We start from the raw sequence: 15,836 nt of genomic DNA on the forward strand, positions 1-15,836 counted from the left end.
AAGAACGATCATTAGTTCAAATTGGTGAAGGCTTGTTTAAGAGCGCTATGCGCCCGCAGCATCCTCGATATGAAACTGCACGCGCACGGCCCCGCGATACGCGTCGCGCTTGAGACGCCCGACAAGATGCAGCGGCGCGCCGTCGCCGCGCAGCAGCAGGCTCCCAAGTTCGCTGTCGAGGCTGCGGAACGCAATCGCTGCAAGCCTTGCGCCGCGCGCATCCTGCAGGAAGCAGCGCACATGGTTGGTGCCGACGACGTCGGCCTTGGCGATGCGCACGCCCGCGAGCACGAAGCGCGGCTCGGGGTTGCCCATGCCGAACGGGCCAACTTGTTCGAGCTCGTCGAGAAACGCGGGCGTTGCGGCCGAGAGCGGCACCACGTCGTCGTAGTCGAGCACGGTCGCGCGCGACGCGCGCTTCAGATGTTCGGCCAGATGCGCGTCGAGAAAGGCGCGCAGCGCCGGCAACGCATCGCGCGCGACGGTGAGGCCTGCGGCGTTGGCATGGCCGCCGCCGTTGATAAGCAGACCGGCGTGGCGCGCGGCGATGGTCGCAGCGCCGATGTCCCAGCCGAAGGCCGATCGCGCCGAGCCTTTTCCCACGTCGCCGTCGAGCGCCACAACGAAGGCCGGCCGATCGAAGCGGTCTTTGAGGCGGCTTGCGACGATGCCGATGACGCCCGGATGCCAGCCCTCGCCCGCCACGAGCGTGAGATCGTTTGGGTTCCCTTCGGCTTGCGCAAGTGCCGCAGCCAGCACCTCGGCTTCGATGCGTTGGCGGTCGCGATTGTAGCCGTCGAGGCGCTTGGCAAGATCGGTCGCCTCGATCGGATCGCGCGTGGTCAACAGGCGCACGCCCAGATCCGCCTCGCCCACGCGCCCGCCGGCATTGACGCGCGGGCCCAGCAGAAAGCCCAAATGAAAAGCCTGCGGCGTTTCGGCCAAGCCAGCGACGTCGGCCAAGGCCGCAATGCCGACGCGCGCCCGTGCCGCGATCGCCTTCAAGCCTTGCGCCACGAAGGCGCGGTTGAGGCCGGTCAGCGGTACCACGTCCGCGACGGTGCCGAGTGCGACCAGATCGAGCGCTTCAAGCAGATCGGGTGCGTCGCGCCCGCGCTTGCGCAAGGTGCGGTTCAGCGCCACGAGCAGCAGGAACGCGACACCCACGGCCGCGAGCTGGCCAAGCTCGCTCGTCTGGTCGATGCGGTTCGGATTGACGATCGCGAACGCCTGCGGCAGCGACACCTCCGCCGCATGGTGGTCGACGACGATGACGTCGAGCTTGGCTTCGGCCGCCGCCGCAAGCGGCGCATGCGCGGTGGTGCCGCAATCGACCGTCACCACCACGCGCACGCCTTCTTGCGCGAGCATCAGCAAGGCCGGCGCGTTGGGGCCGTAGCCTTCTTTCATGCGGTCGGGGATGTAGTGGCGAACTTTGGCGCCCAGCGCTTCGAGATGGCCGTGCAGCAAGGCTGCCGACGTCGCACCGTCGACGTCGTAGTCGCCGAAAATCGCGATCGGCTCGCCCGCATCGATCGCGGCGATGAGCCGGTCGACCGCCTTGTCCATGTCTTTGAGATGCGAGGGATCGGGCATCGCATCGCGGATTTTGGGGGCGAGAAACGAAGCCGCGTGCTCGGCATCCACACCGCGCCCCGCCAGAATGCGCGCGACCGTCTCGCTCAAGCCCGCACGCTGGGCAAGAGCCATCGCCGCGCGCGCATCGCCCAGGCGCGGCTGCCAGCGCCGCCCGAGGACCGAGCGCTCGAGCCCGGCGAAGCTCATCGCATTGCGCTCAAGGGCCGGGCTTCACCCGGTGATTGTGCGTGGCTTCGATCACGCGCACGGTACCTGTCTTCGAGCGCATCACGATCGAGTGCGTGGACGAGCCGCCCGGAAAGCGGCGAATGCCCTTCAGCATCGAGCCGTCGGTCACCCCCGTCGCCGCGAACATCACGTCGCCCTTGGCAAGTTCGAGGATCGTGTATTTCTTCGAAAGATCCTTGACGCCGAGACGGGCGGCACGGCCGCGCTCGTCGTCGTTGCGGAACAACAAGCGCCCCTGGATCTGGCCGCCGATGCAGCGCAACGCCGCCGCCGCCAGCACGCCTTCGGGTGCGCCGCCCGAGCCCATATAAAGATCGACGCCCGAGCCCGCACTCGACGTCGCGATCACGCCCGACACGTCGCCGTCCGAGATCAGCATGATGCGGGCACCCGCCTCGCGCACCTTGGCAATGAGCTCGGCATGGCGCGGCCGGTCGAGAATGCAGGTCACGAGATCGGCGATGTCCACGCCCTTGGCCTTGGCGAGATTCTTGAGATTGGTCTCAGGGCTGTTGTCGAGATCGACGACACCTTCGGGCAGGCCGCCGCCGACGGCGATCTTGTCCATGTAGACGTCGGGCGCGTTGAGGAACCCGCCCTGCTCGGCCATCGCGATCACGGCAAGCGCGTTGGGCCCGCCTTTGGCGGTGATGGTCGTCCCTTCGAGCGGATCGAGCGCAATGTCGACGCGCGGGCCGCCTTGGCCCACTTTCTCGCCGATATAGAGCATGGGCGCTTCGTCGCGCTCGCCTTCGCCGATAACGACCGTGCCGTCGATGGCGAGCGAGTTGAGCGCCTTGCGCATCGCGTCGACCGCCGCCTGGTCGGCCGCCTTCTCGTCGCCGCGCCCCATCAGGCGCGACGCGGCAAGGGCCGCCGCTTCAGTTACGCGCACGACTTCAAGCGCAAGGTTGCGGTCGAGATGCAAAGAGGCATTGGGCATCGTTGGGACTCCGTCGCGTTCAGTTCTGCTCAAAGACTTTCGATCCGTACCACGACCGGCGGCTCGAGCACGGCCCCGAGTGCGGAAATGCGCGCCAAGGCTTTGGCCATCGCGGCTTCCGAGGTTTCGTGCGTCACGAGTACCACGGGCACGCGCTCGTCGGGTGCGCGCCCGCGCTGCAGCATCGAGGCAAGGCTCACCGCCTCGTCGCGCAACGCGGCCGTCACGTCGGCGATCACGCCGGGCCGGTCGACAACGTCGAGGCGGATATAGTAGCTGCCGCGCCGTGCCGAAATGCCGAGGCGCGCTGGCTCCGCGAGTTTGCCGGCGGGCACTTGGAACGTCATCGGCCGGCGCCCGTGCGCGATATCGACGAGATCGGCGACGACCGCCGACGCCGTCGGCCCGGCCCCTGCCCCGCGCCCTTCGCACACCAGGCGGCCGACAAAATCGCCTTCGGCCACGACCGCGTTGTAGACGTCTTCCACATGCGCGATCGGCGTTTCGAGCGGCACCATGCACGGATGCACGCGCTGCATGAGGCCGTTCGGCCCGAGCTCGGCGATGCCGAGCAGCTTGATGCGGTAGCCAAGCTCGCGCGCGAACTGGATGTCTTCAGCACCCACGCGGCGAATGCCTTCGACATGCACGCCCGCAAAATCGATCTTGGTGCCGAACGCGACACCGGCGAGCACGGCAAGCTTGTGCGCTGCGTCCACGCCGTCCACGTCGAAGCTCGGATCGGCTTCGGCGTAGCCGAGCTTCTGCGCTTCTGCGAGCACGTCGCCGAAAGCGGCACCGGTCTTGCGCATCTGCGTGAGGATGTAGTTGCACGTCCCGTTCAGGATGCCGTAGACGCGCGAGATGCGGTTGGCGGCCAAGCCTTCGCGGATCGCCTTGATGATCGGGATGCCGCCCGCCACCGCCGCTTCGTAGGCGATCGTGAGGCCCTTGGCTTCGGCCGATGCCGCAAGCGAAGTCCCGTGATGGGCGAGCAGCGCCTTGTTGGCCGTCACGACGTGGCGTCCGGCGGCGATCGCGTTTTCGCACACGGCGCGCGCGACACCTTCCGAGCCGCCGATGAGTTCGACGACCACGTCGCACGGCGCTTGGCTCGCCATTGCGGCCGCATCGTCGAACCACGCGATCTTGCCAAGATCGAGCCCACGGCCCTTCTTGCGGTCGCGTGCACTGACCGCGACGATCTCGAGCGGCCGGCCGCCGCGTTCGGCAATCAAGGTGCCGTTCTTGGCCAGAAGCTGCACGACCCCGGCACCGACCGTGCCGAGACCTGCGATGGCGATACGAAGGGGAGCGGTCATACGGCGGCTTTTTTCTTCTGCGTCGGCGGTTCGGGCAGGCGCTCGGGTGCGCCCATGAACTGTTTGATCGCGCGCACAGCCTGGCGGATGCGCTGCACGTTTTCCACGAGGGCGAGGCGCACATGCGTGTCGCCGTATTCGCCGAACCCGATTCCGGGCGAGACCGCAACCTTGGCCTCGCGCATCAGGAGCTTCGAAAATTCGAGCGATCCCAGCGCCGCATATTGCGGCGGGATCGGCGCCCAGGCGAACATCGAAGCGGGCGGATTGGGCACGTCCCATCCCGCCTGCTGCAGACCCTGGATCAGCACGTCGCGGCGCTGCTTGTAGATCTCGCGCGCCTCGACGACGCAATCCTGCGGCCCGTTGAGGGCGGCGGCGGCCGCCACCTGCACGGGCGTGAACGCGCCGTAGTCGAGATAGCTTTTGATGCGCGCGAGCGCTTTGATCAGCGTCTTGTTGCCGGCGGCGAAGCCCACACGCCAGCCGGCCATCGAATAGGTCTTGCTCATCGAGGTGAATTCAATGGCGACGTCCTTGGCCCCCGGCACTTGCAGGATCGAGGGCGGCGGAACGTCGTCGAAATAGATCTCCGAATACGCAAGATCGGACAGGATCCAGATTTTGTGTTCGCGGCAGAACGAAACGCAGCGCTCGTAAAACGCAAGATCGACGACCTGCGCCGTCGGGTTCGACGGATAGTTTAAGATCAGCGCCAAGGGCTTGGGAACCGAGTGCTTGACCGCGCGCTCCATGGCCCCGAAAAACGCTTCCACGCCGGCCGGCGTGGACACGTCGGTCGGCAGATGGCGGATCGAAGCGCCCGCCATGATGAAGCCGTAGGGATGGATCGGATAGCTCGGGTTCGGCACCAGGATCACATCGCCGGGGCTCGTGATCGCTTGCGCCAAATTGGCGAGGCCTTCCTTCGAGCCGAGTGTGACGATCGTCTCGGTTTCCGGATCGAGCTCGACGCCGAAGCGGCGGCCGTAATAGGCCGCGTGCGCGCGGCGCAGGCCGGGAATGCCCTTCGACATCGAATAGCGGTGCGTGCGCGGATCCTGCACGGCCTCGGTCAGCTTCGCCACGATGTGCGCGGGCGTGGGCAGATCGGGATTGCCCATGCCAAGATCGATCACATCGTCGCCGACGGCGCGGGCCTTGGCCTTCTGCGCGTTCACTTCGGCGAACACGTAGGGCGGCAGGCGCTTGATGCGATAGAAATCGTCTTGCATGGCGGTACGAGGCCTTTTCCTCAACGACGGAGCAGCGGGGCAGAATCGAGCCAAAAAGCCCGGTTCGCGGGTCCTCTATCTACAGCGAACACCCTGCAAACGCATCCGGAAAAAAGGGGGTTTCGGCGCTGCGGCCTGCAAAAACCGGATAGAAGACATGCAAGCGGTTTGGTTGCTGCATGGCAGCTGCGATTCTAAAACGAAACCAACCGATTAAAAAGGACACGACGCGCCATCGCAAACCCGGTTCCCCCGCCCGTGGCCTATAGCTGGAACGGCATCAAGCGCGGCTTCTTCCGCGCCCAGCCGATGGCTGTGGGCGTGTTTGCGTACGGCGTTGCATTTGGCCTGCTCGCCCAAGAAGCGCGCCTGTCGCTGGCCGAAGCCATGACGATGAGCGCACTCATCTATTCGGGCACAGCGCAGCTTGCGACGGTGAGCGCACTTGGGGCGAGTGCGAGCACCGCCACGCTTGCGATCGCACTCGCGGTGCTGCTGCTCAATGCGCGCTATCTGCTCTACAGCGCCGCGTTCCGCCCCTGGCTCGGTACATTGCCCGCTTACCAGACCTATCCGATGCTGTTTTTCATGGGCGACGGCAGCTGGGTTCTGTCGATGCAGGCCTATGCCAAGGGCGAGCGCGACGGCGGCTTTCCGTTCGGGGCCAGCATCGCGATGTTCTTTCCGTGGCTGCTCGGCACGCTCGCCGGCGTGGTCGCCGCCGGCCTCGTCGCCAACCCGGCTTTGCTGGGGCTCGACTTCATGCTCGTCGCGTTTTCGGCCGCGATGGGCCTCAGCATGTTCAAATTGCAGCGCAGTTGGAGCGGTGTGATCGCGGCGGCCGCAACCGCGTTGCTCGTCGACCGCTTCGCACCCGGCGGCTGGACGATTGTGGCGGCGGGCTTGGTCGGTGGCCTCGTTGCCTATGTGCGCTTCAAGCCGCCCGCGCCAACGGCAACGGCGCCATGAATATCCGCCCCGACATCCTCACGGTGCTGCTGGTCGCCGGTGCGGTTGCGTTTTTCTGCCGCGCGGCGGGCTTTTTCCTGATGCGCTTCGTGCCGATCACGCCGCGCCTCGAAGCCGCATTGCGCGCAACGCCGCTTGCCGTGATGGTCGGCATCTGCGCGCCCGTCGTAGCACGCGGCAATCCCGCCGAACTCGCGGCCCTCGGCGTGGTCGCGATCGCAACGAAGCTCACCGGCAGCGACGTTCTAGGTGCTATGATCGGCGTGGTTGCGGTCGCAGGCTTGCGCGCGCTGTTCTGAAATCGCAGACACAAAAAAGGGGAGCGCTGCCGCCCCCCTTTTTTTGCCTTGCCGCCGATCAGGCCGCTTGGCCGTAGTCGGTAGAGCCCTTGGCCCCGCCGCCGCAGTACGTGTTGCGGTCGTAGGGGTCGAGCGGCAGCCCTGCCCGCTTTTGCCGCGCGCGTAGCCCAAGATCGTGTCGAAATAGGCTTCGAGCCGGGCCAGCGGCGGGCGCATGCGCTCGAAATACGCGTCGAAGATCTCGGATTTTTCGACAAACGGGCCATAGACATGAATATGACCGAACGGTCTTTTTGCCTGTCGGACGCGCCTTCAGGCGCCGATCGCACGCCGGCGCGCGAGGCTTTCGGCCGGCCAGTATTTCTCGCGGTCGTAGTATTCTTCCATCGCGGGCGTGTGCGGCGGCAGCACGACCCACGGCTGCTTGGAAGCGGTGAAGATATGGATATCGGGCGGCAGCCGATCCGGTTCGTCGAGCGTGCCGACGCGGATGAAGGCGATCTTCGTCCCCGCCCCCGCATAATGGCTCCACAGCGCCACGCGGCAGGTGGGGCAGCGCACGACGTGCTGGCCCTTGCCGCTGTTGGACGGCGTTGCGACCGTCTCGGGCTTTCCGCCAACAATCTCAAGCCGCTCGGTTTCGACCATCGCGTTTACGGCAAAAGCGCTGCCAGACTCGCGCTGGCACCAGCGGCAATGGCAGCAATTGACGAACATCGGGCGCACCGCAAAGCGGTAGCGCACCGCACGGCACGTGCACCCGCCCTCGAAAATCGCGGTCCTATCCCCGGCCATGCGAAGCCCTTTCAACTTCAATGCTACTCGCTGTCGCGCTGCGTTTCGCGCGGTGCGCCCACGCGCCCGATGCCGGGCAGTTTTATGGCGAGCCCCAGCGGATCGATGCCGAACGTGAGCCCCGCAATATTGACCTCGAGCCCCTCTTCGCGCGCGGCTGCAATCCCGAGCAAGCCCCACAGCGACACCTGCACGCCCGTCCCGCTCGGTGTGGATGCAGCGAACACGTCGCCGCCCAGATAGTCTTTGCCGATCGCGGTCGGCGGCAGATCGAGCCGCAATTCAGGTGCCGCACGCGCCACCATCGCCGTGAACGTGTTCGAATTCGGCCCCGGCCAGAGCGTGTAGCTGCGCCGATAGGGATACGCGTCGGCCGCCGCCACAATGCGCGCGATCGCGGCCTCGGCCGCAGCCCCCTCAATCTCGGCATAAAGCTCGGGCTCGGCACCGAACCAACGCCGGTCGGGCGGGCCGTTCGTGACAACAAGACCGTCGCCGCCGCGCAAGGCGCGCCAACCGATCAGTTCGAAGGTCGTCCATTCGTGCGCTTGGGCCGGCTTGATCGCGATCCAGGTATGCACCCCGAAAATGCCGCGCCAGCTCAAGGCGCGGGCACCGTAGACCTGCACCATCGCTTGCGGCGTTTCGTGCGCCAGTGGGGCCGTGCCCATGCTCGCCCGGCTTGCCGTGCGCCAATCCTGGCCGTGCGTGGTGCCGGAGACGAACACGGCAAACGGCCCCGCAAGCAGGAACGCGAGGGCGATGCCCACGCGCCGCATGGCGGATCGGGCCTTGTTGCCGCGCGACGAAGCCGTTGGCGTACCTCGCATTGACGTATCCCTCTTTCCATTCGCAGCGCGAAGCGCCACGTTCAAAATTGCATCCGTACGCGAGCCGGTCAATCGCCTGTGGTTGCGATGAACGCTCCGCGAACAAACATGCCTTATTCCCCTGGGGCCGGGCCCTGCGTTAAGCGTGCCTCGACAACGTGACGCAAACGAGGCAGGCCATGGCGCGCAAACGCAGTGCGATCGAACATCTGGAAAATGGGCGGGTCCCGCATATCGTGCATCAGATTCCGCCGGGTGCGCCCGGCTATCGCGAGGCCAAGGGCGGGGCGATGGTCGTCTCGAGCCCGGCCGAAATCGACGCGCTGATCAGGCGCATCGAGCCGGGCCACGTCGCAACGCTCGACGATCTGCGCCAGGCTCTCGCCAAGCGCCACAAGGTCGCCGTCGCCTGCCCGGTCTCGACTGCGATCTTCGCCAATATGTGCGCGCGCGCGGCCGAAGAGCGCCGGGCATCCGGCGTTGCCGTCGATGCCCTCACGCCCTGGTGGCGCGTGCTCAAAAGCGGCGGCTTCCTCAATCCCAAACTGCCCGGCGGCGTCGAGCGCCAGGCCGCCTTGCTGGCGGCCGAAGGTGTGCGCAGCTCGCCCTTGCGCAAGCAATTCGCCGTTTACGACTTCGCGGCCCGCAAGGCCGACCTCGACGATGTGTGAGGCCTTTTCGGCATCGTAATTATGATTTTGATACTAAATAGGCTGAATTACTGATAGGGTAATTCCGGTAACGCTGTTTGACATGGTGAAGACGATTTCTCGACCGCCCGGCGATGCGGGTGCTTATGCAGCTGTTTGTCGCGCACGGCAAAAAGAACCAAAAACGTCGCGTATTAGAAAACAGAAAGTTTTAAAAACAGTATATTAGAGATGAAACCTCAGAGAAATGTCGCGTCTATGTCGCGTGCATGTCGCGTCTTGGTCGCGCCAAAGACGCATCGATGTCGCGTCGTTGTCGCACCGCTCGATGGGCGTCAGAACTCGACGGCAACCCGCGCGTTTCGGAAGCCGCCGGCGTCGATGCGGATTTTATCCCGTGACAATCCCAGCGCCTCCAACTCGCCCGCCATTGCGGCCATGCGGCGCGGCGCCAACGCCCCGTCCTGCGGGCCCGCAAGGTTCCCGGCAATCGGCGTGATGCGGACCGCCCCGCCCTGTTCGTTGGCCGCCACCACCGCGGTGCGCAGCGTGCGGCGGGCCTCGGCGGTCAAAAGCGGCGAGCCCTCGGCGAACGCCACCTCGCCGACCAGCCATGCCGTGTTGGCGGTTGCACGCGGCGCAGATGCAGCCGCCGGTCGCGGAGCGGCTGGCGTGGGAACGGGGATGGCGGCCGGAATCGTGGCCGGTGCCAAAACCGGCGGCACAAACGGCGGCAAAGCGGCCGTTTGCGGTGCTGGAGCGGCGACCGCCGACGGCGTCGCGATCGCCGGGGCAGCAAGCGGCGCTGGCACGCGCGGCGCGGTCCCAGCGGGCGCCGATCCAACCGGCACCGCTTCGACGGGCGCAAGTGCGGCCGCAATCGCCGGCGGCTCGGGCGGGCGGCTGGTCGGGTTCAGCACCGGATCGATCGCGCGCAGCTGCGTATCGAAATTCTGCGAGGCCTGGCGTTGGCCGACGAGGGCGGCCTGTTCGGTCGCAAGCGTTTGCGCATCGGGCCGTGCCGGGCGGCGGGGGACCACGGCGAGGTTCGGATAGGGCGTGTCGCCGGGATCGGGCGCGTCGATGGCGGCCGGTTTGGGCGTGTCGGACGCGAACACGTTGCCGACCGCATTTGCAGCGTCTTTCGTGGCCTGCCAGACGGCGCGATCTGGCCCCTGCTCGGTGCATCCCCCGAGGGCCAGAAAAGAAAATCCGATCAAGGAGATGCGTAACTTCGACAAAAACGTCATCGAACTCGTTATAATCGAGTTCGAATTCGCCGCCAAGGAGAGAAGAAACTATGGCCGATAAGCCGGATCGCGACGTCAAACTGCCGGACCCGGTCGAAATGTCGCGCATGATGGCGCACATTGCCGAGCAGAGCCAACATCTGGTCGCCGAGTTTCTCCAGCGCCAGACGCCGATGCAGTTCGGCAATCCCGATCCGCTGAATTTGGGCCAGGCGTTTTTCGACATGACCGCGCGCATGATGGCCAACCCGGCCAAGCTCATGCAGGCGCAGTTCTCGCTGTGGCAGGACTACATGTCGCTGTGGCAGTCGACGACGCGCAAGATGCTCGGCGAAACCTCGCAGCCCGTCGTGCAGCCGACGACCGAAGACCGCCGCTTCAAGGACGCGCTGTGGGACGAAAACTACGTGTTCGACTTCATCAAGCAGTCGTATCTGCTGTCCGCACGCTGGCTGCAGGGCACGGTGCGCGAGGTCGAAGGGCTCGACGACAAGACGGCGCGCAAGGTCGATTTCTACACCCGTCAGTTCGTCGACGCGATGGCGCCGTCCAATTTCGCGATGACCAATCCCGAGGTGCTTCGCGAAACGCTCGAGACGGGCGGGGAAAATCTCGTCAAGGGGCTGTCGAACCTGCTGGGCGACCTCGAGCGCGGCAAGGGCAAGCTGCAGATCCGCATGACCGACATGGCGGCCTTCAAGGTTGGCGAGAACATCGCCGTCACGCCGGGTTCGGTCGTGTTCCAGAACGACCTCATGCAGCTCCTGCAGTACAAGCCCACGACCGAAGACGTCGTGAAGGCGCCGCTGCTGATCGTGCCGCCCTGGATCAACAAATTTTACATCCTCGATCTTCGCGAAAAGAACTCGTTCATCAAGTGGGCAGTTGCGCAAGGGCACACGGTGTTCGTGATCTCGTGGGTCAATCCGGACTCCGAACTCGCCGACGCCACCTTCGCCGACTACATGACCAAGGGCCCGCTTGCGGCCCTCGACGCGATCGAAGCGGCGACGGGCGAGCGGCTCGTGAACATCATCGGCTATTGCCTCGGCGGCACGCTGACCGCATCCACCCTCGCCTACATGGCCGTCAAGAACGACAAGCGCATCGCCTCGGCGACGTTCTTCACGACGATGGTCGATTTCGAAGAGGCCGGCGAATTGTCGGTCTTCATCGACGAGGAGCAGTTGGCGGCCCTCGAAGAGAAGATGCACGAGCGCGGCTATCTCGAAGGCGCGGACATGGCAACGACCTTCAACATGCTGCGCGCCAACGACCTCATCTGGTCGTTCGTGGTGAACAATTATCTAATGGGCAAGGAGCCGTTCCCGTTCGACCTGCTCTACTGGAACGCGGACTCGACGCGCATGCCGGCCGCGATGCATTCCTTCTATCTGCGGCAGATGTACCAGGAGAACCGGCTGTCGCGCGGCAAGGTCAAGCTGCTCGGCACCAAGATCGACCTCACCAAGATCGACATGCCGGTCTTCATTCTGTCGACGCGCGAAGACCATATCGCCCCGTGGAAATCGACCTACGCAGCAACCCAACTTTATGCCGGACCGACGACCTTCTGCCTTGCGGCCTCGGGGCACATTGCGGGCGTGGTCAATCCGCCGGCGGCCGGCAAGTACTGCCATTGGGTCAACGACAAGCTGCCGCGCAAACCCGAACAATGGCTCGAGACCGCAACCCAAAAACCAGGCTCATGGTGGCCGCTGTGGGACGAATGGGCCAAGGGCCATGGCGGCGGCATGGTGCCCGCACGAACGCCCGGCGACAGCAAGCTCGCCGTTATCGAAGCGGCCCCCGGAAGCTACGTGAAAGTGAAGGCACAGTAGTGTAGAATACAATCGTGTTTTCGGTCGTTGTCTTGCGTTCCGCCCCGCCTTAACCGGCGGGGTTTTCGTTGGAGGTTTCGGATGGCGAAATTTTGGGCAAAACTGTGCATCGTCGCCACACTCGCGGCGGTCGCGAGCCTGCCGGCGGCGGCCTTGCCGCTCGACGAAGCCCGCCATCTCCTGCAGCGCACCGGCTTCGGCGCTTCGCCCGCCGATATCGCAAAGCTTGCCCCGCTCGATCGCGCCGCCGCAATCGACCGCCTGCTCGCCGAAACGCGCAATTCGCCGACCCTGCCGCCGCCAGGCTTTCTCGCCGAACCCTGGCCGCGCTATCGCGACTTCCCCGACATGCGCGAAGAACAGCGCCAGCCCTTTATCCAAGCCCGTCGCGACGAAATGCAGACGCTGAAGGCCTGGTGGTACGCCGAAATGATCGCCACACCGTCGCCGCTCACCGAGCGCATGGCGCTGTTCTGGCACAACCACTTCGTCTCGAATTTCGAAGGCGTGGGTTTCAACGTGCACCGCATCTGGAACCAGCATGCGTTGTTCCGGCGCGAAGCGACAGGCAGCTTCGAGACCCTGCTGCGCGAGATCCTTCGCGATCCGATCATGCTGCGCTATCTCGACAACCACACCAACCGCAAAGGCCGGCCCAACGAGAATCTGGCCCGCGAACTGCTCGAGCTGTTCACGCTCGGCGAAGGCAACTATGCCGAGGCCGACATCAAGGAAACCGCCCGCGCGCTCACCGGCCGCACGATCGAGCGCACGAGCGATTTCGGCTATCGCTTCGTGCAAGGCATGCACGACGAAAGCAGCAAACGCATTTTCGGCGTGCGCGCCGACGACGGCGACGACGTCGCGCGCATTCTGCTGGCCCAGAAACGCACGGCCGAATTCGTCGCCGAAAAGCTGTGGCGCGAATTCGTATCGACCGAAACCCCGCCCGCCGCCGAGATCGCGGCGGTGGCCGACGCGATCCGCACCAGCGGCTACCAGATCAAGCCGGGCTTGCGGCGGCTGTTCCTGTCCGACGCGTTCTGGGCGCCGGCCAATCGCGGCACGTTGATCAAGTCGCCGGTTGCGATGATCGTCGGCGCCTATCGCGATTTGGGATTGCCGGTCGTCGATCTGCAGGCCCTGCCCGTGCACGGCCGGCGCCTCGGCCAGGACCTGTTCGAGCCGCCAAACGTCAAAGGCTGGCCCGGCGGCTCGCTGTGGATCACGCCCGCAAGCCTTGTGGCGCGCTACGACATTCTGGGCCGCCTGCTCGACACGCGCAGCCTCGTGCCCGCGCGCCCCGCCGAGGGCGTGCAAACGATCAGCCTGCGTGTGGCGGGCGATGCCTATCGCGGGGGCCCGCACATGGTCGTCAAGATCAACGGCGATCATGTCGTTGCGGCACGGGACATCGAGTTCGCGACCGACAGCGCCAAGTTCGGCACTTTGCCCGACCGCAACGACTGGGTCTGGCGCGTGCTGTCGTTTCCGGTCGACCGTCCCGTTGCCGCCGTCAGCATCGCCTTCGACAACGATGCTGCCGCACCGGTCGATGCCAACGGCGTCAAGCGCGGCGACCGCAATCTGTTCGTCGAATGGATCGAGGTCGAGGGCCGCGTCTATCCTGCCCGCGAAGGCCAGCAAGAGAGCTCGAACCCCAATTGCCGCAACCAGCGTCCCGGCGACCTCTACTGCAATTCGACGCTCACGCTGGACATCGCCGCCCTCAAAGCCGCCGGGAAAGGCCGCCCGGCCGGCATGGATGTCGAGGCGATGAACGGCAGCATGATGGCGCCGAATATGATGGCTGCAAATATGATGGCGCCGGGGATGATGGCGCCGAGCCGCCGTCCGGTCGATCCAACCGCCAGCATCGACCGAAAAGTCAATCTGTCGGCCGAGGCGTGGCTTGCGTCGCTGCCCGCCGATTGGCAAACGCCCGGCCGCACCTGGCATTCGCTGATGCCGCTGCCGCCGGTCGCACGACCGGCCGAGGGCGACGCGGAAAGCCGCCTGCGCAGTCTTCTGTTCGATCCCGCCTATCAGCTGATGTGAGAGCGCCCATGGATCGCCGCAAATTCCTCGTTGCCGCTTCAGGCAGTCTGCTTGCCGCCTGCACAGGCCCACAAAACGCCGCCGTTGCACCGCCGGTTACTGCACGCCCGAGCGTTCCGCGTTCGACCGGCGTTGCAGGGCCGGTGCGCAATCGCATCCTCGTATTGGTCGAGCTGCAAGGCGGCAATGACGGGCTCAACACGGTCATCCCGATCGCCGACGCCAATTACCGTCGCCTGCGCGGCGGGCTTGCGATCGACGCCCAGGAAGCGCTCGACGTGACGCAAGAGATCGCCTTCCATCCATCGCTAAAACCGCTGGTCGATCCGCTCGAGCGCGGCGAGCTTTCCGTCTTTCATTCGGTCGGCTATCCCAAGCCCAACCGTTCGCATTTCCGCTCGATCGAGATTTGGGAACAGGCCACCGGCAGCGACCGCTACGGCGACGAAGGGTGGGTCACGCAAGCTTTGCGCGGCCATTCGGAATTTTCGAAGCGCAATGCCGACGCCGACGCGATCGTTTTGGGCGTTGGCAATATCGGTCCGCTGGCCGGCCCCGACACGCGGCTTGTGACGATGCGCGAACCGCGCCAATTCCTCGCCCAAGCCGAAAGCATGCAGAGCCTCGCGGCCCGTCGCGATGTCACGCCCGCCTTGCGCCATCTCGTGCGAACGCAGAACGAGGCAGTGGCGGCGGCCGAGGCTGTGCGGCGCAAACTCTCGGGCCGCGAGCGTTTCAGCCGACGCTTTGCCGGCGACCCGTTGGCGCGCAGCCTTGCCATCGCTGCCGACCTCATTGCCGACGGTGTGGATATTCCGGTGTGGAAAGTCACGTTGAGCGGCTTCGACACGCACGCCGACCAGCGCCCGCGCCATGCCCGGCTGTTGACCAACCTTGCCAACGCACTCGCCGCCTTCCGCAGTTCGATGCAGGAATTGGGGCGCTGGAACGACACGCTGGTCGTGACCTACTCCGAGTTCGGCCGCCGTGTGGGCGAAAACCTGTCGCGCGGCACGGACCACGGCACGGCCGCGCCCTTGTTCGCGTTCGGCGGATCGGTCGATGGCGGCTTCAAGGGGGCGGTCCCCAACCTCGCCGATCTCGACGAGGGCGACCTCAAAGCCACGCTCGATTTCCGCCAGGTCTACGCGAGCGTCATCGCCGATTGGTGGGGCCAGCCCGACAATTTCCTAGTCCGCCAAGGGCACCAGCCGTTGCGGATGGTTCGCACGGCAAACGTCTAGCTCCCTCGCGGCGACCGTGCTTTAAGTCGGACATGACCGAGACAATCTTTCGTCGCGCCACCGGCGCCGATGTGCCCGCCATCGTAAAGCTGCTTGCAGACGACGTGCTGGGCCGGGCGCGCGAAGACGTTCGCGATCCGCCCAACCCCAAATACGTCGCCGCCTTTGCCGCGATCGACGCCGACGGCAATCAGCTCCTCGCCGTTGCCGAACGCGAGCGCGCGGTTGTCGGCTGTCTGCAGATTTCCTTTATCCCGGGGCTTTCGAAGATCGGCACGTGGCGCGGCCAGATCGAAAGCGTGCGCATTTCGGCCGACCATCGCGGCGGCGGCCTCGGGCGAAAAATGATCGAATGGGCAATCGCGGAATGCCGGCGTCGCGGGTGCGGCACCGTGCAATTGACGACCGACAAAAGCCGCCTCGACGCGCGGCGCTTCTACACGTCACTCGGGTTCGCGGCGAGCCATGAAGGCATGAAGCTCGAACTCAAATGACAGCCAGAGACTAAGGCGCTCGGTCTGGCATTCCGGCGCGAAATGCCCTATAAAAGCCGCCCGTTTTGTTTAAAGAGGA

At 65.4% G+C, this 15,836-nt stretch carries 14 protein-coding genes; 7 read left to right on the plus strand and 7 right to left on the minus strand.

Annotated elements, in window-relative coordinates:
• Positions 1-45 precede the first annotated feature (45 nt).
• Genes recJ through O9320_13275 form a run of 4 tightly spaced genes read right to left on the minus strand, consistent with a single transcriptional unit; the run spans position 46 to position 5,327 of the window.
• Positions 46-1,785 carry a single-stranded-DNA-specific exonuclease RecJ gene (gene recJ, locus O9320_13260; protein ID MCZ8311813.1) on the minus strand — a complete coding sequence of 580 codons (1,740 nt, stop codon included), beginning with the start codon at positions 1,783-1,785 and terminating at the stop codon, positions 46-48.
• A gap of 10 nt (positions 1,786-1,795) precedes the next feature.
• Positions 1,796-2,770 carry a class II fructose-bisphosphatase gene (gene glpX / locus O9320_13265; GenBank protein MCZ8311814.1) on the minus strand — a complete coding sequence of 325 codons (975 nt, stop codon included), beginning with the start codon at positions 2,768-2,770 and terminating at the stop codon, positions 1,796-1,798.
• A gap of 29 nt (positions 2,771-2,799) precedes the next feature.
• Positions 2,800-4,092 carry a homoserine dehydrogenase gene (locus tag O9320_13270; GenBank protein MCZ8311815.1) on the minus strand — a complete coding sequence of 431 codons (1,293 nt, stop codon included), beginning with the start codon at positions 4,090-4,092 and terminating at the stop codon, positions 2,800-2,802.
• Positions 4,089-5,327, minus strand: coding sequence for an LL-diaminopimelate aminotransferase (locus tag O9320_13275; GenBank protein ID MCZ8311816.1), 1,239 nt, complete (start codon positions 5,325-5,327; stop codon positions 4,089-4,091). Before O9320_13275 ends, O9320_13270 begins: the two co-directional genes overlap by 4 nt.
• A gap of 258 nt (positions 5,328-5,585) precedes the next feature.
• Between O9320_13275 and O9320_13280 the strand changes: the two genes are divergently transcribed.
• Both O9320_13280 and O9320_13285 read left to right on the plus strand, forming a co-directional pair.
• Positions 5,586-6,296, plus strand: coding sequence for an AzlC family ABC transporter permease (locus O9320_13280; protein ID MCZ8311817.1), 711 nt, complete (start codon positions 5,586-5,588; stop codon positions 6,294-6,296).
• The gene (locus tag O9320_13285; protein ID MCZ8311818.1) at positions 6,293-6,595 is read left to right on the plus strand and encodes an AzlD domain-containing protein; all 303 of its coding nucleotides are present in this window, start codon (positions 6,293-6,295) and stop codon (positions 6,593-6,595) included. Before O9320_13280 ends, O9320_13285 begins: the two co-directional genes overlap by 4 nt.
• A 312-nt stretch (positions 6,596-6,907) precedes the next feature.
• Here the strand turns inward: O9320_13285 and O9320_13290 are convergent, their stop codons facing one another.
• Together O9320_13290 and O9320_13295 are read right to left on the minus strand one after the other, a co-directional pair.
• Positions 6,908-7,390, minus strand: coding sequence for a GFA family protein (locus O9320_13290; protein ID MCZ8311819.1), 483 nt, complete (start codon positions 7,388-7,390; stop codon positions 6,908-6,910).
• Positions 7,391-7,413: 23 nt separating this feature from the next.
• A complete protein-coding gene (locus tag O9320_13295) occupies positions 7,414-8,220 on the minus strand; it encodes a DUF3750 domain-containing protein (GenBank protein ID MCZ8311820.1) in 807 nt (268 codons plus the stop codon).
• A 179-nt stretch (positions 8,221-8,399) separates the two neighbouring features.
• Here O9320_13295 and O9320_13300 point away from each other — a divergent pair, with 179 nt between their 5' ends.
• Positions 8,400-8,891 (plus strand): MGMT family protein, encoded by a 492-nt coding sequence (locus O9320_13300; GenBank protein MCZ8311821.1) that lies wholly within the window; start codon positions 8,400-8,402, stop codon positions 8,889-8,891.
• 314 nt (positions 8,892-9,205) lie between these two features.
• Here O9320_13300 and O9320_13305 read toward each other — a convergent pair whose 3' ends face one another.
• On the minus strand, positions 9,206-10,090 hold the full coding sequence (locus O9320_13305) for a hypothetical protein (GenBank protein MCZ8311822.1): 885 nt from the start codon (positions 10,088-10,090) through the stop codon (positions 9,206-9,208).
• An 80-nt stretch (positions 10,091-10,170) separates the two neighbouring features.
• Between O9320_13305 and phaC the strand changes: the two genes are divergently transcribed.
• The 4 genes from phaC (at position 10,171) to O9320_13325 (ending at position 15,757) form a co-directional block, all read left to right on the plus strand.
• Positions 10,171-11,961 carry a class I poly(R)-hydroxyalkanoic acid synthase gene (phaC, locus tag O9320_13310; protein MCZ8311823.1) on the plus strand — a complete coding sequence of 597 codons (1,791 nt, stop codon included), beginning with the start codon at positions 10,171-10,173 and terminating at the stop codon, positions 11,959-11,961.
• Between the two features lie 81 nt (positions 11,962-12,042).
• On the plus strand, positions 12,043-14,019 hold the full coding sequence (locus O9320_13315) for a DUF1800 family protein (protein MCZ8311824.1): 1,977 nt from the start codon (positions 12,043-12,045) through the stop codon (positions 14,017-14,019).
• A gap of 8 nt (positions 14,020-14,027) precedes the next feature.
• Positions 14,028-15,263, plus strand: a complete 1,236-nt coding sequence (locus tag O9320_13320) for a DUF1501 domain-containing protein (protein ID MCZ8311825.1) — start codon at positions 14,028-14,030, stop codon at positions 15,261-15,263.
• 32 nt (positions 15,264-15,295) lie between these two features.
• Positions 15,296-15,757, plus strand: coding sequence for a GNAT family N-acetyltransferase (locus tag O9320_13325; GenBank protein MCZ8311826.1), 462 nt, complete (start codon positions 15,296-15,298; stop codon positions 15,755-15,757).
• The last annotated feature ends 79 nt before the right edge of the window (positions 15,758-15,836 follow it).

Origin of the sequence: Magnetospirillum sp., assembly GCA_027532905.1 — a bacterium.
GTDB lineage: Bacteria > Pseudomonadota > Alphaproteobacteria > CACIAM-22H2 > CACIAM-22H2 > Tagaea.